The 18144-nt window shown below is 74.3% G+C and carries 15 protein-coding genes; 6 read left to right on the top strand and 9 right to left on the bottom strand.

The window, feature by feature from the left end:
• The first annotated feature begins 84 nt into the window (after positions 1 to 84).
• From WCD41_RS05365 to WCD41_RS05375, 3 genes are all read left to right on the top strand, one after another.
• The gene (locus tag WCD41_RS05365; RefSeq protein ID WP_337712368.1) at positions 85 to 1014 is read left to right on the top strand and encodes an HhH-GPD family protein; all 930 of its coding nucleotides are present in this window, start codon (positions 85 to 87) and stop codon (positions 1012 to 1014) included.
• Between the two features lie 5 nt (positions 1015 to 1019).
• On the top strand, positions 1020 to 1334 hold the full coding sequence (locus WCD41_RS05370; RefSeq protein ID WP_337712369.1) for an antibiotic biosynthesis monooxygenase family protein: 315 nt from the start codon (positions 1020 to 1022) through the stop codon (positions 1332 to 1334).
• A 101-nt stretch (positions 1335 to 1435) separates the two neighbouring features.
• On the top strand, positions 1436 to 2185 hold the full coding sequence (locus tag WCD41_RS05375) for an SIR2 family NAD-dependent protein deacylase (protein ID WP_337712370.1): 750 nt from the start codon (positions 1436 to 1438) through the stop codon (positions 2183 to 2185).
• An 86-nt stretch (positions 2186 to 2271) separates the two neighbouring features.
• On the opposite strand, the gene WCD41_RS05380 is transcribed toward WCD41_RS05375, so the two are convergent.
• Positions 2272 to 3387 carry a DNA glycosylase AlkZ-like family protein gene (locus WCD41_RS05380; RefSeq protein WP_337712371.1) on the bottom strand — a complete coding sequence of 372 codons (1116 nt, stop codon included), beginning with the start codon at positions 3385 to 3387 and terminating at the stop codon, positions 2272 to 2274.
• 63 nt (positions 3388 to 3450) lie between these two features.
• On the opposite strand from WCD41_RS05380, the gene WCD41_RS05385 reads away from it, so the two are divergent.
• Positions 3451 to 4536: a YihY/virulence factor BrkB family protein gene (locus WCD41_RS05385; protein WP_337712372.1), complete on the top strand. Its 1086-nt coding sequence runs from the start codon at positions 3451 to 3453 to the stop codon at positions 4534 to 4536.
• A gap of 33 nt (positions 4537 to 4569) precedes the next feature.
• Positions 4570 to 5565, top strand: coding sequence for a helix-turn-helix transcriptional regulator (locus WCD41_RS05390; RefSeq protein ID WP_337712373.1), 996 nt, complete (start codon positions 4570 to 4572; stop codon positions 5563 to 5565).
• Here WCD41_RS05390 and WCD41_RS05395 read toward each other — a convergent pair.
• The 7 genes from WCD41_RS05395 to WCD41_RS05425 form a co-directional block, all read right to left on the bottom strand.
• On the bottom strand, positions 5553 to 6635 hold the full coding sequence (locus WCD41_RS05395) for a GNAT family N-acetyltransferase (RefSeq protein ID WP_337712374.1): 1083 nt from the start codon (positions 6633 to 6635) through the stop codon (positions 5553 to 5555). The two genes, WCD41_RS05390 and WCD41_RS05395, sit on opposite strands and share 13 nt — an antisense overlap.
• Positions 6632 to 8080: an oligosaccharide flippase family protein gene (locus WCD41_RS05400; RefSeq protein WP_337712375.1), complete on the bottom strand. Its 1449-nt coding sequence runs from the start codon at positions 8078 to 8080 to the stop codon at positions 6632 to 6634. Before WCD41_RS05400 ends, WCD41_RS05395 begins: the two co-directional genes overlap by 4 nt.
• A complete protein-coding gene (locus WCD41_RS05405) occupies positions 8080 to 9363 on the bottom strand; it encodes a glycosyltransferase family 4 protein (RefSeq protein ID WP_337712376.1) in 1284 nt (427 codons plus the stop codon). Before WCD41_RS05405 ends, WCD41_RS05400 begins: the two co-directional genes overlap by 1 nt.
• Positions 9364 to 9470: 107 nt before the next feature.
• Entirely contained in the window at positions 9471 to 10937 is a 1467-nt protein-coding gene (locus WCD41_RS05410; protein WP_337712377.1) for a glycosyltransferase, read from the bottom strand.
• 119 nt (positions 10938 to 11056) lie between these two features.
• The gene (locus tag WCD41_RS05415) at positions 11057 to 11788 is read right to left on the bottom strand and encodes a glycosyltransferase (protein WP_337712378.1); all 732 of its coding nucleotides are present in this window, start codon (positions 11786 to 11788) and stop codon (positions 11057 to 11059) included.
• Between the two features lie 329 nt (positions 11789 to 12117).
• Positions 12118 to 13200, bottom strand: a complete 1083-nt coding sequence (locus WCD41_RS05420) for a GNAT family N-acetyltransferase (RefSeq protein WP_337712379.1) — start codon at positions 13198 to 13200, stop codon at positions 12118 to 12120.
• Entirely contained in the window at positions 13197 to 14000 is an 804-nt protein-coding gene (locus tag WCD41_RS05425; RefSeq protein WP_337712380.1) for a PIG-L deacetylase family protein, read from the bottom strand. Before WCD41_RS05425 ends, WCD41_RS05420 begins: the two co-directional genes overlap by 4 nt.
• A 213-nt stretch (positions 14001 to 14213) precedes the next feature.
• Here WCD41_RS05425 and WCD41_RS05430 point away from each other — a divergent pair, with 213 nt between their 5' ends.
• A complete protein-coding gene (locus WCD41_RS05430) occupies positions 14214 to 15161 on the top strand; it encodes a hypothetical protein (RefSeq protein ID WP_337712381.1) in 948 nt (315 codons plus the stop codon).
• Between the two features lie 149 nt (positions 15162 to 15310).
• Here the strand turns inward: WCD41_RS05430 and WCD41_RS05435 are convergent, their stop codons facing one another.
• Positions 15311 to 17848, bottom strand: a complete 2538-nt coding sequence (locus WCD41_RS05435) for an ATP-dependent Clp protease ATP-binding subunit (protein WP_337712382.1) — start codon at positions 17846 to 17848, stop codon at positions 15311 to 15313.
• Positions 17849 to 18144: the final 296 nt, after the last annotated feature.

The raw sequence follows: 18144 nt of genomic DNA on the forward strand, positions 1-18144 counted from the left end.
CGCCGCGACCGTTCACCACGCGGTGACCCGCCCGTTTCACCCGACGGTGGCGACGGCGGGCCTGCGAGGCAGGATCGGCGGTCGATGGGCACCACCACGTCCGCCACGACAGCCGCCACCGACGGCGCGACCACGCTCGCCGACGTCCTCGTCCCCTGGTTCCGCGCGCACGCCCGCGACCTCCCCTGGCGCCGGCCGGAGACCACGGCCTGGGGCGTGCTCGTCTCGGAGATCATGCTGCAGCAGACCCCGGTGGCGCGGGTCGAGGAACCGTGGCGCGCCTGGCTCGAGCGCTGGCCCCGGCCGTCGGCGATGGCCGCCGCGCCGGCGTCGGACGTGCTGCGCGCCTGGGGCAAGCTCGGCTACCCGCGGCGGGCGCTGCGCCTGCACGCCGCGGCGCAGGCCATCGCGGCCGACCACGACGACGTCGTCCCGGCGGACGTCGAGACCCTCGAGTCACTGCCCGGGATCGGCACCTACACCGCGCGGGCGGTCGCGGCCTTCGCGCACGGGCAGCGGGTGCCGGTCGTCGACACCAACGTCCGGCGCGTCGTGGCCCGCGCCGTCCACGGGGACGCCGAGGCCGGCGCGGCCGCGGCCCGGGATCTCGCCGACGTCGAGGTGCTGCTGCCGCGGGAGACGACCGACGCCGCCACGATGTCGGCGGCGCTCATGGAGCTCGGTGCGACGGTCTGCGTCGCCCGCGGCCCGCGCTGCGCCGACTGCCCGATCCTCGACCGCTGCGCGTGGCAGCACCGCGGCCGCCCGGCGTGGGACGGGCCCGTCCGCAAGGCCCAGACCTGGGCCGGGACCGACCGCCAGGTGCGCGGGCGCCTGCTCGACGTGCTCCGCGGCGCGCCGGGACCGGTCACCGCGGCCGCGCTCGAGGCCGCGTGGCTCACCGACCCCGGCCAGCGGGCGAGGTGCCTCGACTCGCTGCTCGTCGACGGTCTCGTCGAGCCGCTCGCGGACGGCCGCTTCGCGCTGCCGGGCGAGGCGGGCGACGTAGGCTGACCCCCATGGCCGTCGTGAAGATCAACGCCATCCACATCCCCGAGGGCAGCGGCCCCGAGCTCGAGAAGCGCTTCGCCGCCCGCGGCGAGTCGATCAAGGACACGCCGGGCTTCCTGGGCTACGAGCTGCTGCGCCCCACCGCCGGCGACACCCGCTACTTCGTCTACACGAAGTGGGAGTCCGAGGAGGCCTTCGCCGCCTGGCGCGACGGGGGCGCCGCGGCCGCCGCGCACGCCGGCGAGCGCAAGCAGCCCGTCTCCTCCGGGGCCGACCTGCTGGAGTTCGAGGTCGTGCTGCGCGTCGAGGGCTCCGACTCCTGACCTCACTCGACCCCGACCCCGACCCCGACCCCGACCGCGTCGCCGCGGCGGCCGAGGTCCTCGGCGGCGCGTCGGCGCTCCTGATCTGCGCCGGTGCGGGGATGGGCGTCGACTCGGGGCTGCCCGACTTCCGGGGGCCCGAGGGCTTCTGGCGCGCCTACCCGCCGTACCGGCGTCTCGGGCTGCGGTTCGAGGAGATCGCCGACCCCGAGCACTTCGACGACGATCCCGAGCTCGCATGGGGCTTCTACGGTCACCGGCTGGGGCTCTACCGCCGCACCGAGCCCCACGCGGGGTACGCCGTGCTGCGCCGGTGGGCCGAGCGGTGGCCGGCGCGGGTGTTCACGTCCAACGTCGACGGCGCGTTCCAGGTCGCGGGCTTCGCCGACGAGCACGTCACCGAGTGCCACGGCGCGATCGGCACCCTGCAGTGCACCGGGCCGTGCCACGACGGGACCTGGCCGGCCGACGGCGTCGACGTCCTCGTCGACGAGGACACGATGCGCGCCCGCCCGCCGCTGCCGTCGTGCCCGCGCTGCGGGCGGGTGGCGCGCCCCAACATCCTGATGTTCGGCGACGCCTCCTGGGTGCCCGGCCGCCACGGCGAGAAGATGGCCGAGCACCGGGCCTGGCTGCGCGACCAGGACGCCCGCCGGCTCGTCGTCGTGGAGCTCGGCGCCGGGACGGCGGTGCCGACCGTCCGCCGTCACGCCGAGCTCGCCGCGGCGGCGTCCGGGGCGCTCGTCCGGATCAACGTGCGCGAGCCGGAGATCCGCCACGGCCGGGGCGTCGGGCTCGCGTCGGGGGCGCGGGCGACGCTGGAAGCGATCGACGCGGCCCTCGGCGACTGATCACCAGGGCTCCGTTTGCGGTGATCAACGGGGACTTCCGACGCCTAGAGGCAGCGAGATACCCGTTCGCTGCACCAACAGGCCGGCTACACGCCCGCCTGTCCCGTGAGACCCGCCAGCTTCAGGTCGCGGGCGGCGGCGACGCGCTCGGCCTCGTCGTCGAGGCGTGACCGCGCGTCCGGGGCGAGCGGCAGCAGCGGCGCGAGCTCGAGCGTCAGCTTCTTCCCCGACGCCCGGGGCCGCCAGGTGCCGACGATCTCGCCGTCGACCAGCAGGGCGCCCGGGTTGCCGATGATCTTGTACAGGTCCTTGCGCAACGCCTCGTCGGGCACGAGCAGCGGCCGGTCGCGGGCCTGGAGCATCGGGTCCAGCGGCGGCAGGAGGCGCACGACGTCGGGGTCGGGAGCGCCCAGGGCGGCGTCGAGGTCGCCGGCGGGCAGCCACGCCCGGCGGCCCTCGACCGAGACCTCGACCAGGCCGGGCAGCGCCTGCTCCCACGCCGGCGCGAAGGCCGTGGGAGAGGTCCCGACGAAGTCGGCCACCTCGCGCGGACCGGCCGGGCCGAGCACCCGCAGGTAGTCGAGCACCAGGCGGGCCGCGCGCGCCGGGTCGCCCTCGACCGGGCGCTCCCAGTCCGCCGGCGGGGGCGTGAGCAGCAGCGTCTTCTGCGTCGGGTCGAGCCCGACACCGACCGGGAACGCCGAGAGCCGGAAGAGCTGCTCGTTGACGTGGACGCACCCGCAGGGACGGCAGTCGCGCAGCAGGGCGTCCGGCAACAGCTTCGTGACGCCGCCGCTCGCCGCGCCCTTGGTCATCGGCTCGGTGACGACCTCGACGAGCGCGTCGGCCGCGCGGTCGACGGCCTCGCGGGCGGGGATGCCGACGCGCCGCTGCTCCGGCCCGCTCCAGTTGAGGCGGGCGCCGGCGTCGGCGTCGTCGAAGGGCCGGGCCGCGACGGCGATCTCGTTGCGCTCGGCGGGCGGGTGGTGGTGCGGCGCACCGCGGTGGGTCCAGCCGTCGACGAGCCCGCGGGCGACCGGATCGACCTCGCCGTCGGTGCGCGCCGCGAGCGCGAGCCGGGCCGTCGGCCCGGAGTCCTGCAGGCCCAGGGAGGACAGGGGGTCCAGGGCGCGATCGCGGTGCAGGCCCTGCGCGGCGATGCGGTGGGCCATGACCTGCTCGCGGGTCAGCGTCTCGACCATGGGCGACAGCTTCTCGCACCGACGCTGACATCTTCGGTCAGGATCCTGGGCAATGATGGCTCCGTGAGCTCGGTGCGCGCGGTGCCCGTCACCACGGACATGGACGGCGAGGCGCTGTCGGCCGACGACGCCTGGCACACGGCGCGCCGGGTCGGGCTGGTCAGCCTGCTGCGGCACGCCCTGGCGCGCTTCCGCTACGGCGACGGGTTCAGCCACGCCCGGGGGTTCGCGCTGCAGCTCGCGCTCGCGATCGTCCCGCTCGTCATCGCGGGCAGCGGGCTCGCGACGGCGGTGGGCGCGGAGTCGGTCGCGCAGGTCGTCGCGCGCACGGTCGTCGCGGTCTCCCCGGGCGCGGGCGACCAGCTCCTCGCCGACGTCGTCGCCCGCGGCCCCGCGGAGCTGCCCGAGGAGGACGGCGAGGGGGCCGAACCCGAGGACTCCCGCAGCGAGAACGTCGGCGAGCTCGCCGTCGCCCTCGGGCTGACCACCGCGTTCCTGGCGATGACGAGCGCCATCGCCCAGCTCGAGCGCGGCACCAACCGCATCTACGGCACCGAGCGCGACCGTCCGTTCCTGCGCAAGTACTCCCGCGCGGCCCTCCTCACGCTGACGGCGGGCACGTCGCTCGGCGTCGGTCTGGTGCTGATCATCGCCGGCGGCCCCCTCGGCGACGCCGTCGAGGACGTCTACCGCTGGGGCGACGTCGCCGAGACGATCTTCGACGTGCTGCGCTGGCCCGTCGGGCTCGCCGCGCTCGTCCTCGCCGTGACCGTGCTCTTCCGGTTCTCGCCGCGCCGGCACCAGCCCGGCCTGTCGTGGCTCGCGCTCGGCGCCGGGCTCACCGTGGTCCTCTGGCTCGCGGCGTCCGGCTGCGTGGCCCTCTACGTCGCGGTCTCCGGCGACTTCAGCGACACCTACGGCCCGCTCGCGGGGATCATGGCGCTGCTGCTGTGGGCGACGGTGACCGGCGTGGCGCTGCTGCTGGGGGTGGCCGTGGCCGCGCAGCTCGAGGCCGCGCGCGCCGGGCAGGGCGATCCGCTGCTGCGCGACGACGACGCGGACGGGATCCCGGACGAGCTCCAGCCCGAGGAACAGCCCGCGGAGCAGCAGGTGGCTGAACCCGTGAGCCCGGACGGGGGACGTGCCTGACAGGACCTGTCAGGCATGGGGTACCACTGACGTGTGCGCGCCAGCCGCCTGCTCTCCGTGCTCCTCCTGCTGCAGAACCGCGGCCGGTTGACCGCGCGCGAGCTCGCCGACGAGCTCGAGGTGTCGATCCGCACGATCTACCGCGACATGGACGCGCTCTCGGCGTCCGGCGTGCCCGTCTACGCCGACCGCGGCCCGGACGGCGGCTACTCGCTGCTCGAGGGCTACCGCACGCACCTCACGGGCATGACCGCCGAGGAGGCGGACGCCCTCGCGCTCTCGGGGATGCCCGACGCCGCCGCGGAGCTCGGGCTCGGCCGGGTGCTCGCGGCCGCGCAGCTCAAGGTCCAGGCGGCGCTGCCCACCGAGCTCTCGGACCGGGCCGGCCGGATCGCCGAGCGCTTCCACCTCGACGCCCCCGGCTGGTTCCGCGAGGCCGACCATGTCCCGACGCTGACGGGGGTCGCCGACGCCGTGTGGAACCAGCGCGTCCTGCGCGTGCGCTACCGGCGCTGGGCCACCGGCGGGCGCGAGCCGGAGGTGGAGCGCGAGCTCGAGCCGCTCGGGCTCGTCCTCAAGGCGGGCACCTGGTACCTGGTCGCCGTGCCGAACGGCGACAGCGCGGCCGAGCCGCGCACCTACCGCATCGCCCGCATCCTCGACCTCGAGACCCTCGACGTGCGCTTCGACCGCCCCGAGGGCTTCGACCTCTGGAAGTACTGGCACCAGCGCACCCAGGAGCTCACCGACGCGCTGTACCAGGCCGAGGCCGACGTCCGGTTCTCCCCGCGCGCGCTCGAGCTCGCCCCGGTGCTCCTGCGGCCGCACACCGCCCGCGCGCTCGCCGAGGGCAGCTGGCCGGCCGACGAGGACGGCTGGGTCCGGGCGGTCATCCCGATCGAGTCGCTCGCGCACGCCCGCTCCGAGCTCCTGGCGCTCGGCGCGGAGGTCGAGGTGCTCGGCCCGCCGGCGCTGCGCGAGCAGATGGCCGAGACCGCGCGCACGATGGCGTCGCTCTACCCGGCCTGACGGTCCTTCCGGCGCGCCCGCCACGCCGACGCCTCGGCCACGACGTGACGCAGGCCCTTGTCGGCGCGGGTGAGCGGGAGCCGCTCGAAGCGCAGCGCCTCGTAGGGCACCGACGCGGCGCCGAAGTAGGCCTTGTACCGCTCCGGTGCCGAGCCGGGGTCGGACTCACCCATGTGGAACCACTGCACGCCCTCGGCCGCGGCGTCGGCGAACGAGCGGGTGTGCAGGACGTAGGTCGCGAGCGTCTCGCGGGACAGGGCGTCGTCCATCGCCGAGAGCCAGCCCAGCGCGTGCCGCCCGTGCTGGAGGACGACGTTGACCGCCACCGGCCGGCCCTCGTGGAACGCCGACCACACGATGCACCGCTCCCCCAGGCCGGCCGCGACGGCCGCGACCTGGCCGGGGCGGTCCTGGGCGGCGGCGACGCGGTGCGCGAGCCACAGCGGCTGCCCGCGCTGGGCGGCCCAGCGCTGCACCTGCTGGCCGTAGAGCTCGGCGAACGCGCGCACGCCGACGCCGTCGGGGTCGTCCCCGCGCTCGCGCCGCACGTCGAGTGAGAAGCGTTCGGCCTTGCGGACGGAGTTGCGGACCTGGCGCTTGAAGACCTTCTCCCACAGGTGGTCGTAGCCGGGCGAGAGGTCGACGACCTGGGCGGTGTAGGGCACGCGGATCGCCCCGTACGGCGCGGCGTCCGCCCAGGCCTGCCCGGACAGCGACGTCGGCACCACCGAGGTCCGGACCACCGGGCGGCGGGCGAGGTCGTCGAGCACGACGCGGCAGTCGTCCGCGGTGACCCCGCCCTCGGCGATCAGGCCGCCGTAGCCCCAGCCGTACGGGAACGACTCCTCGGCCACCCGCATCCCGGCGACGGTCCTCGCGACCAGCGGCAGAACGCCCCGGCGACCGCCCGGGAGCTCGTAGAGCCGGCTCGCGTCGGTCCGCCCGGCGCGGGCGCACAGGACGTCGAGCCACTCGGGGGTCTGGGTGGCGACGGCCTGCGGGTCGGCGGCCAGGAGGCGGCGCCACTCCTCGCGGGGTGCGGGGCTGGTGACGGTCATGCCGGTGGTCATGCGGTGGCCTCCTCGGCGGGAGCACGGCGGGTGACGCGGGCGAGCAGGTCGCGGACGCGGGCGACGTCCGCGGCGGGCACGGCGCCCCCGCGGACGGCGAGCACGACGTAGCCGGTCAGGCCCAGCAGGATCAGGGGCAGGTCGAGGACGGCGCCGGCGAGTGCGGCGGCCGTGAGGAGGGCGCCGAGCACCGCGATCGCGGCGGTCCAGGCGGTGACGACGCGGGCGGGGACGCGGCCGAGGCGGTGGTGGCGGACGTACACCGACGCGAGGGCGAGCACGCCGACCCAGGCGCCGACGGCGAACCCGGCCGCCGCGCCCATCGCGCCGTGGCCCGGCACGAGCAGCACCATCGTCACGATCTCGGCGACCGCGGCGAGCGGGATGCGTGCGGCGGCGGACCCGGCGAAGCCGCGGGCGAACAGGGCCTTGAGCAGCATGTCGCCGACGATGAGGCCGAGCGCACCGATCGCGACGACGCGCGTCGGGCCGACCGCGGCGGCGTACTCGGCGGGGAAGAGGCGGCCGACGAGGGTCTCGGGGGTCACGACGAGCACGAGCACCACGGGGGTCAGCGCCAGCGGGACCCAGCGGAACGCGGTGACGAACCAGCCGTGTGCCTCGGCGGCACCGCGGGAGCGGGCGATGAAGGGGAAGACGGCCTCGGAGAGCGCACTGCCGGCGAGGAACGGCGCCTTGGCCAGGATCGCGGCCACCTGGTAGACGCCGACGGCGGCGAAGGTGACGCCGTGCCCGTGGCCGATCGCGCCGAGCAGCAGCACGTCGAGGGTGCCGATGAGCCCGAAGCCGGTGGTGCCCGCGGCCATGGGGGCGGCGGCGGCGAAGGAGCGCCAGCCGGCGATCGCGCCGCGCAGGCTCGGGAGGCGGTCGCGCAGCGTCCACCAGGCCCAGCAGGCGGCACCGGCGGCGCCGAGCAGCAGGGCCCAGCCGACCCCCACGGCGCCGGCGCCGAGCAGGGCCACGACGCCGACCCCGAGCGCGACCTTGACGATCACCTCGACCACGCGGGCGGCGCCGACCGCGGTGAACCGCTGGGCGCCCTGCAGTCCGCCGACGAGGACCTGGCCGAGCGCGAGCACCACGATCGTCGCGGCGACCAGCAGCGTCAGGCCGGGCCCGACGCCGGGCAGGATCGCGCCCGTCGTCAGCTGGACCGCGGCGAAGCCGCCGGCGAGGGCGGTGCCCATCGCGACGTTGCCGACGAGCGCGCCGCGGAAGGCCTCCGCGGCCCCCTCGCTGTGCTCGTCGGCGCGGGCCACGGTGCGGGCCAGCGCCCACGGGAAGCCGGCGGCGAGCACCGAGGTGGCCAGGAGCAGCACGGTCAGCAGCACGCTGACGACACCGAACTCGGTGGTGGGCAGCAGCCACGCGAGCGCGAGTCCGAAGCCGTAGTTCAGTGGCGCCGTCAGCACGATCCCGATCATCAGGACGGCGGTGCCGGTGGCTGCGGACTGGTGTCCTCGGAGCGTTCGCATCGTGGTTCGCCCTCCCCGTTCGCTGGTGGGACCAGCGTCGTCCCGGAGAGATCGGCGGAGGAGGGAGCCGACCCCCCGGCCAGGGGGGCAGTCCCTACATCTGCCCGGGGGGCGGGGATCCGGTCGGTCACCTCGGGCACACCGGAGGCGACCTCCCGGAACACGGCGAGCTGGGCCTGCGCGAGCGCGTCCCAGTCGTAGGCGCGGGCGAACTCCCGGCCCCGGGCGCCCATCGCCGCCAGTCGCCCGGCGTCCCCCGCGGCGTCGAGCAGGCGCGCGGCGAGGGCGTCGACGTCGAACGGCGGCACCGTCCACCCGACCCCGGGCGGGACCACCTCCCGCAGGCACGGGATGTCGAACGCGATCACCGGGGTGGCGGTGGCGAGTGCCTCGACCGCCACCATCCCGAAGGTCTCGTGCCGGGACGGGACGACGACGAGGCGCGCGCCCGCGAGCAGGGCCGTCTTCTCCGGGCCGTCGCACCAGCCCAGGAAGCGCACCCCGGTCACGCCGAGCTCGTCGGCGAAGCGGCGCACGCGGGCCTCCTCGGGACCGCCGCCGGCGATGAGGAGCTCGCCGCCGACCTGCGCGCCGACCCGCTGCCACGCGCGCAGCAGCAGGTCCAGACCCTTGCCCTCGAGCTCGAGGCGCCCGACGAACACCACATCGCGGCCGACCGTGGTCGGCGCCTCGAGCAGGGCGCGGTCGACGCCGTTGCCGACGACGTCGACCCGGGCGTCGGGGTTCAGCCCCCGCAGCTTCTCGGCCGTGCCCTCGGACACCGCGACGAGGCGGTGGTGGCGCCGGACGCCGGCGCGCTCCACGAGGTGCAGCGGCAGCTTGTACTGGCGCGCCTTGTCCCGGGCGTGCAGCCACTGCACGACGCCGACCGTCGGCCGCCCCGTCCAGCGGGGGGCGGCCATGGTGGAGAACGGCGCGAAGAAGTCCTCGACGACCACGTCGACGCCGGCGCGGTGGCGTCGCACGGCGGCGGGCAGGCCGAGGACGTAGCCCGCGAGGCGGCTCAATCGGTTGCCTCCGGTGCCCGGCCCGACCGGGACGTAGCGCACGCCGTCGACGACGTCCTCGACCGCGCCCGGATAGCGGGTCGTGAGGACGGTGACCTCGTGGCCGGCCGCCGCGATCCGCCGGTCGATCTCGTGGGTGCGCCGCGACCCGCCGCCCGCGCCCGGCATCCGGGGGTGCTCGAAGGCGAGGTGGAGGATCCGCAACGCCTCCGCCTCCCCTCGCCGTGGCAGCACGGACCGTGACGGATCCGCCTGGGTGGTGTTCGTCGTCACTCTAAGGGCTGATCCACGGTCACGGACAGTCCCGCTGCTCACGCCCCGACCACCGCGGTCGTGGCGCGGCCCACGGTGGGGCCGGCGAGCAGGTCGCGCTTCTCGGCGAGGCGGAGCTCCGCCCCCGTGACGCCGAACCGGGCGATTACGGCGGCGGCGTCCGTCTCGTCGCACCCGGTGAGCAGGACCGCGACCTCGTCGCCCTCGACGTGGACCTGGTCGGTGCTGCGCAGCGCGTCGGCGAGGGCGCGGGCGTCGAGGCCCGCGGGACGGCGGAAGCGCGCGACGGTGGCGAGGTCGGAGCGGGCGGGGCGAGCGTCGGCCAGTAGCGCCCCGGCGAGCAGGTCGGCGCTGCGCTCCCAGGTGAAGGCACCGGCCCACTCGCGGCAGGCCGTCTCCCACGCCGCGGCGCGGGCGTCGTCGGCGAGCTCGCGGAGCACCTCGGTGATCCCCGCGCCCATGGCGGTGACGTCCGCGACGAGGCGGCCGGTGTGGCCGTCGACGACCGAGTCGCGGATGCCGGGGACGTCGACGGCGACGCAGGGCACGCCGGACGCGGCGGCCTCGATGACGGTGCAGCCCCAGCCCTCGGCGTCGCTGGTGGAGGTGGTGACCCAGGCGCGGCCGATGATCGCGTCGCGGACCTCGTCGGACACGTAGCCGTGCAGGGTGACCGTGCCGGTCAGGCCGAGCTCGGCGACGAGGGCCTCGAGGCGGGGGCGCTCCGGGCCGTCGCCGACGATGTCGACCTGCAGGCCGGGGACGGCGCGAGCGACCTCGGCGAGCTGGCCCAGCAGCACGTCGACGCGCTTGTGGGGCACCAGGCGGCTGACGACGGCGACGGTGGGGGCCGCGGCGCGGTGGGTGCGCGGGGCCGGCAGGGGCGCGCTGCCGTTGGGGACGATCGCGACCGGGCCGCGGAAGCCGAGCCGGCGGCGCAGCTCGCGGCGCGTCGACGGGGAGACCGCGGCGACGGTGCGCTCGCCGTAGACGCGGCGGGCGGCGCGGCCCTCGAGGAAGCGGCCGACGGCGGCGATCGGGGCCGGGAAGCGGGTGGCGAACTGGTCCTGGTGGACGTGGTGCAGGACCTGCAGGACGGGCAGGTCGCCCGCGACCAGCGGCGAGAAGAAGGGGATGCCGTTCTGGCAGTCGACGATCGCGTCGAAGCGGCCGCGGGTGCGGGCCAGGCGGGCGAGCACCCGCGGGTAGAGGGTGAGCTCGCCGCCGCAGCGGACGATCTCGATGCCGTCGACGACCTCGCGACGGGACAGCCCTTCGGGGCGGGCGGCGTACCAGGTGACCCGGACGCCCGCGGCCACCCAGCGGCGCGCGATCTCGTGCATGTACTGCTCGGCGCCGCCGGCCTGCGGGTGGCGGACGTCGCGCCAGTTGAGCACCAGCACGTGGCGGCCGGCGAGGCGGGCGATCTGGTGGTCGTGCCGGACGGAGGACTCGCGACGGGCGCGACGCTCGGCGGCGAGGTCGATGATCTGCGTGGCGCTCATGGTGTGCTCCTCGGGCGGCTCCTGGTGCTGGTGACGACTCTGGTCGGCGCGGCCCGGTGATCGAATGGTGTGGACCCGCCGGGGTGGTGGGGTTTGCCCTACGGATGGCCCCGACCGGCTCAGGCGGCGTGCAGCTGCAGGACGGCGAGGAAGCTCGGGATGCCGTCACGGACCGGGTGGAAGGTCGAGCGGGCGTCGTCGGTCCAGGTCACGGGGACCTCGACGATGTCGCCGCCGGCCTGGCGCACGCGGCGGAGGAGCTCGACGTCGAAGGCGAAGTTGGTGACCCGGCACTCCTCGAGCGCCCGGGCGACCAGCTCGCGGGAGAAGAACTTGAACCCGCACTGGGAGTCGCGCACCCCGGGGACCAGCGAGCGGCTCAGCGCGCGGAAGGCGGCGCCGCCGACCCGGCGGCCCAGCGGCTGCGGCTCGGCGAACGCCGCGCCGGGCGCATGGCGGGAGGCGATGACGGCGCCGGCCCCGGTCTGGAGGTGGTACATCGCGGCGGTCAGCGTCTCGACCGGCGTGCTCAGATCGGCGTCCATGAACCCCACGAAGCGCGACGTGCTGGTCGACAGGCCGCGGGCGACGGCGGCGCCCTTGCCCTTGGTCGAGCACCCGATGACGTCGATCTCGACGACGTCGGCCCAGCGCGCGGCCACCCGGCGGGCGACCTCGGCCGTGTCGTCCACGCTGCCGTTGTCGACGACGACGATCCGCACGTCCCAGGGCTGCCGCGCGAGGAAGGCGGCGGTCGCCTCGAGGGTGCGGGGGAGCCGCTCGGCCTCGTTGTACGCGGGGATGACGATCTCGAGGTCGGCGGCCCGGCGGGTGGCGGTCGAGGCGTTCACGGCGGGCTCCTGGGGGTGTGCCGCCCGGTCGGGCGGCGGTTCTCGCTGGCAGGAGCCAGAGTCGTCGGAGATCGTCGCCGGGTCGGTGGAGCGGACCCGCCGACCGGCGGTGGGGACCCGCCTCGTGGGGTGGGGTCCTCCCCCGGTGCCGGCGTGGGGTTGCGGGAGGTTGCCGGTAGGGCGTGCCGGCGGGGTCGCGCGAGCGGCGTCGCGCCGCGCGGGGCCGCGCGAACGAACGGCGCTCTCGCTGCATCGGAAGCAGCGAAAGCTCCGTTCGTTCTTCCGCAGCCGCCGCGGACGGGTGAGCGAGGGGGGCCAGGTGGCCGAGGTCAGCGCTGCAGGCGGTTCTTGATCGCCAGGAGACGCTCGCGGGTGGGAGCGGACAGGCGGGCGACGACGGCCCGGCGCAGGTCCCCGGCGGCTGCGGTGGCCGCGCGCTGGACGCCGCCGACGACGGGCGTCGGGTAGACCCGCAGGCGGTGCTGCTCGCGCACCGTGCCCGTCAGGTCGGCCTTGTACGGCTCGAACTCGCCGAGCATGTCGAAGGTGTCGAGGTCGCTCCGCGCGAAGGCGTGCTCGATCATCCGCAGGTTGATCATCAGGCCCGGCCCGTACTTGGCGTAGGCGTCGTCCATGCCGAGCTTGAGGAAGTGCAGCGTGCCGCTCTGCTCGAGGCAGTAGCCCGACGCGAACGCGTGCCCGTCGACGCGCAGGGCCGCGAGCCGCAGCACGCCCTGCTCGGCGGCCCACCGGGCGCCCGCGGTGTAGAACGCGACCCGCGCTGGGCTGGACACGATGGCCGAGCCGGCGGCGAGCTTCCACTCCCTGGCCTCGAGGCGGAACCCCTCCTCCAGCCGCGCGCCGAGGTCGTCCCCCGTCCCGTGGTCCATCTCGAAGGTGAGCTCACCCATCTCCTCGAGCCGCCGCTCACGCCGGCGGACCTCCTTGCGCCGGCTCTTGGACAGCGTCGCGAGGTAGGCGTCGACCTCGCCGGAGGTGTCGACGTAGGGCGAGCGGCACCGCACGGTCGCGTGGACGGGGTTCCGCGTCCGGCGGACCTGCGTCGTGAGGGGGTCGTCGGCGAGGACGGCGTCGAGGTCGACGACCCCGGCCCGTCGCGCGAGGAGGAGCTGCGCCAGTTCGGCCGCGGCGTCACCGTCGGCGACCACCGGCACGATCATGGCGGTCTCGGAGTTCACCGGGGTGCGCACGGCGGCCCGGCCGCCGACGACCGGCAGCACCGCCACCAGCTCGCCCCCGCGGTGGACGGTGAGCGCGCGGAGGTCGTCGAGCCTGCCGAACGCCGTCGCCCAGGCCCGCAGCCACCCGGGGCGCGCGAACACCGGGGCGCCCGTCGCCAGGGCGAGCGCGTCCCAGGCCTCGAGGAGGTCGGCGTCGAGGGTCCGGATCACGAGACGCCCTCCGGGTAGTAGACCTCGGGCGTCGCCGGGATCGTGCCGTCGCCGAAGAGGGCGTCGACCTGCGTGGTGTAACCGCGCACGAGACGCTCCCGGTCGGCGGTGCCGTCGGCGAAGGCCCGTCGCGCGGCGCCGTGGCCGGCGAGGAAGGCCGGGTCGGTGGGGTGTGTGAGGTCGTAGGGGAAGTCCGAGTAGTGGATCACCCGCAGACCGAGTGCCTCGCCGATGCGCCGGGTGAGCAGGTGGTCGACGTGCCGCCCCACGCCGACCGGGCAGAACACGGTGCGCGCCCCGACCTCGTCGGCGAGGGCACGGACGCGCGGCGTCACGTCGTCGACGATCTTCCGGTCGCCGCGGGACACGCGCCCGAGGGCGATGTCGAAGCGGTAGGTCGGGTAGCGGTGGACGAGCTCGGGGAGGCGTTCCGCGGCGTGCAGGGGGCCGGGGACGCCGCGCCGGCGGAACAGGGCGTCGACCTCGCCGAGGTGCTCGACGCGCGCGCCGAGGCCGTCGAGCACGGCCCGGTCCTCGGCCCGGCGCTCGGCGAACAGCGTCGCGGCGTTGGGGGCGCCGCACTGGCGCAGGAACGTCCGCGCGGCGCGGGTGTGGGGCGGCGGGCTCGCTTCGCTGAAGATGGTGACGACGAGCAGGGGGTGCTGGTCGACCACCGCGGCCATGAGCCCACCGCAGGAGAGCACGGCGTCGTCGAGGTGGGCGGAGAGGAAGAGCAGAGCCTCGCCGGGCGGGACGTCGGCGAGGAACGTCGGCGCACTCCTCGGCGTCCCACCCGTCACGCTCGCGGATCGTAGCTGTCAGCGGCGTGGCGTCGCAGACACTGAACGTCCGTAACGCCACGCACTCGATTCCGGGGCGGGCGCCCATCCACAGGAATCCGGCCGAGGAGAGCCTCGCCGACGGAGTTGTCCACATCCACCTCGAAAGCGCACACGCGTCCGAGCTGGGACCGCGACCCTGATCCGGTGCGGCGAGGTAGGTGGGCCCAGGAGATGGAGCGGCTTCGCACTGCGAGCTGGGAAGGCGTCATCTCGATCGACGAGCTCGTAGCGATGGGAGTCCCCGAGCGCACGGCCTACCGACGGACGCAGGAGGACGGGCCGTGGACACTCCTCGCGCCCGCCACCTTCCTCCTGTCCAACGGCGAGCCCACGTATCGGCAGTGGGAGATCGCCGCACTCGTCTACGCCGGCGAGGGCGCGGTGCTCACGGGTATCGGAGGGGCCAGGCACTACGGGATCAAGACGGGCGACGACCCCACCACGGTGCACGTTCTCATCGACGAGCCACGGAGGATGCTGAGCACTCCGAAGATCATCATCGAGCGCACACGGCGGCTACCGAAGCCCACGACCCGCAACGGGCTCGCTGTCGCCCCTCTGGTGCGCTGTCTCAGCGACGGAACGCGTCGGATCAAGAACCTGACGGTGATCGCTGCTGTCCTGTCGGAAGCCGTGCGTCGCCGAATGGTGCTGATCGCGGCGCTGCGCTTCGAGTTGGAGACTGGAAGCCGCAAAGGCACAGCCGCTCCACGCCGTGTGCTCCAAGCTGTGGAGGACGGCGTGTGGTCTGCGGCCGAGTACGAGGCGCGGGAGTTCTGGAGATCGCGCCCAGACCTCCCGGAGATCGAGTGGAACGTCCGCATCTACGACGAGCACGGTCGCTTCCTCGCGATCGCTGACGGGTTGGTCCGCGACCTCGGCTTCGTCTGGCAGATCGACTCCGTCGAGTACCACTTCGCCACCCCTGAGCAGGTGGAGGAGACGCTCGCGTACCAGCGTCGACTCCGCGCGGTCGGCCTCCACGTACTGAGCACCCGGCCTGCACAGGTCAGCGGCGATCCCGACGGCCTGCACATCGACGTGCTCGACGCCCTCGCCGCGGCCGCGCTGCTGCCGGCGCCCCGCGTGAGCTACGGGTCGCCGACCGCGACGGTCTGACCATGATCGAAGCGAGTGCGTGGCGTTACGGACACTCAGTGTCTGCGACGCCACGCCGCTGACACGACACGCCGACCCCGGACACGCCGGAGCCCCGGGCCCTCGCGAGGAGGGACCGGGGCTCCGGGGTGGTGCTGGCTAGCTGCGGATCACTCCGCCGCCGCGACCTCCGGGGTGTCCGGGACCGGGGTCGGCTTGGCCTCACCGCGGAAGGTGAAGGTCGCCGACTCCGGGGCCGGCTTGGTGACCCCGTTCTCGTCGGGCTCGGGCGACCAGCCGTCGACGTCGACGAGCACGATCTGACCGGACTCGACCTCGCCGAAGAGGATCTTCTCGGAGAGCTGGTCCTCGATCTCGCGCTGGATCGTGCGGCGCAGCGGACGGGCGCCGAGCACCGGGTCGAAGCCGCGCTGCGCGAGCAGCTTCTTCGCGGCGTCGGTGAGCTCGATCGACATGTCCTTGTTCTGCAGCTGCTTCTCGGTGCGACCGATCATCAGGTCGACCATCTGCACGATCTCGTCCTCGCGCAGCTGGTGGAACACGATGATGTCGTCGATGCGGTTGAGGAACTCGGGACGGAAGTGCTTCTTGAGCTCGTCCGTGACCTTGTTCTTCATGCGCTCGTAGTTCGAGCCCGAGTCCTGCCCGGACTGGAACCCGAGGCCGACCGCCTTCGAGATGTCCTGGGTGCCGAGGTTCGACGTGAACACGATGACCGTGTTCTTGAAGTCGACGATGCGGCCCTGACCGTCGGTCAGGCGGCCGTCCTCGAGCACCTGGAGCAGCGTGTTGTAGACCTCGGAGTGGGCCTTCTCGATCTCGTCGAAGAGGACCACCGAGAACGGCTTGCGGCGCACCTTCTCGGTGAGCTGGCCGCCCTCCTCGTAGCCGACGTACCCGGGGGGCGCGCCGAAGAGCCGCGAGGCGGTGTAGCGGTCGTGGAACTCGCCCATGTCGATCTGGACGAGCGCGTCGTCGTCGCCGAAGAGGAACTCCGCGAGCGCCTTGGTGAGCTCGGTCTTCCCGACACCCGAGGGGCCGGCGAAGATGAACGAGCCCGAGGGACGCTTCGGGTCCTTGAGGCCGGCGCGGGTGCGCCGCATGGACTGCGACACGGCCTTGACCGCGTCCTCCTGCCCGATGATGCGCTTGTGGAGCTCGTCCTCCATGCGCAGGAGACGGGTGGTCTCCTCCTCGGTGAGCTTGAACACCGGGATGCCGGTCCAGTTGGCCAGCACCTCGGCGATCTGCTCGTCGTCGACCTCCGCGACGACGTCGAGGTCACCGGACTTCCACTGCTTCTCGCGCTCGGACTTCTGCCCGATGAGGGTCTTCTCCTCGTCGCGCAGGCGCGCCGCCTTCTCGAAGTCCTGCGCGTCGATCGCGGACTCCTTCTCGCGACGGACGTCGGCGATCTTCTCGTCGAACTCGCGCAGGTCCGGCGGCGCGGTCATGCGGCGGATGCGCATGCGGGCGCCGGCCTCGTCGATGAGGTCGATGGCCTTGTCCGGCAGGAAGCGGTCGTTGATGTAGCGGTCGGCCAGGGTGGCCGCCGCGACCAGTGCCGGGTCCGTGATCGAGACGCGGTGGTGGGCCTCGTAGCGGTCGCGCAGGCCCTTGAGGATCTCGATGGAGTGGGCCACCGAGGGCTCCCCCACCTGGATCGGCTGGAAGCGGCGCTCGAGGGCGGCGTCCTTCTCGACGTGCTTGCGGTACTCGTCGAGCGTGGTGGCGCCGATGGTCTGCAGCTCGCCGCGGGCCAGCATCGGCTTGAGGATCGACGCGGCGTCGATCGCGCCCTCGGCGGCACCCGCGCCGACGAGCGTGTGGAGCTCGTCGATGAACAGGATGATGTCGCCGCGGGTGCGGATCTCCTTGAGGACCTTCTTGAGGCGCTCCTCGAAGTCACCGCGGTAGCGCGAGCCCGCCACCAGCGACCCGAGGTCGAGGGTGTAGAGCTGCTTGTCCTTCAGCGTCTCGGGCACCTCGCCCTTGACGATGGCCTGGCCGAGACCCTCGACGACGGCCGTCTTGCCGACGCCGGGCTCGCCGATGAGCACCGGGTTGTTCTTGGTCCTGCGGGACAGGACCTGCATGACCCGCTCGATCTCCTTCTCCCGGCCGATGACCGGGTCCAGCTTGCCCTCGCGGGCCGACTGGGTGAGGTTGCGACCGAACTGGTCGAGCACCAGGGAGGACGACGGGGTGCCCTCGCCACGCTGGCTGCCGGACTCCGCGGGCTCCTTGCCCTGGTAGCCCGAGAGCAGCTGCAGCACCTGCTGGCGCACGCGGTTGAGGTCGGCCCCGAGCTTGACGAGCACCTGGGCGGCGACGCCCTCGCCCTCACGGATGAGCCCGAGCAGGATGTGCTCGGTGCCGATGTAGTTGTGCCCGAGCTGCAGCGCCTCGCGCAGCGACAGCTCCAGCACCTTCTTGGCGCGGGGGGTGAAGGGGATGTGGCCGGAGGGCGCCTGCTGGCCCTGGCCGATGATCTCCTCGACCTGCTGGCGCACGCCCTCGAGGGCGATGCCCAGCGACTCGAGGGCCTTGGCGGCGACGCCTTCGCCCTCGTGGATCAGCCCGAGCAGGATGTGCTCGGTGCCGATGTAGTTGTGGTTGAGCATCCGGGCCTCTTCTTGGGCCAGGACGACCACCCGCCTCGCGCGGTCGGTGAACCTCTCGAACATCTGTCACTCCTGACTGCTGCGCCGGCGGTCCTCCACCGAGTGTCCCCGAAGGAACGCCCCGGTGGCCCCTTGGCTGGTGCCCGATGACGGATCGGGACCCCCACGGTGCCTGAACTGCCACTGCACCGTAAGGCCATCCTAGTCGTCGCGCGTGACGTCACAGGAGGGTGACGGTTGCACGACCGTGACGGGTACTACGTCCGGCGTACCCGGACGTGGTCTCCGTCCCGCTCCGTCCTGTCCAACCGTCCCGGACGTCCGTGTCATCCCCCGGAGCCGTTCGCGGCGAGCGAACC

The sequence above is a fragment of the Actinomycetospora aeridis genome (assembly GCF_037400275.1).
In the GTDB taxonomy this organism is placed as follows: domain Bacteria; phylum Actinomycetota; class Actinomycetes; order Mycobacteriales; family Pseudonocardiaceae; genus Actinomycetospora; species Actinomycetospora aeridis.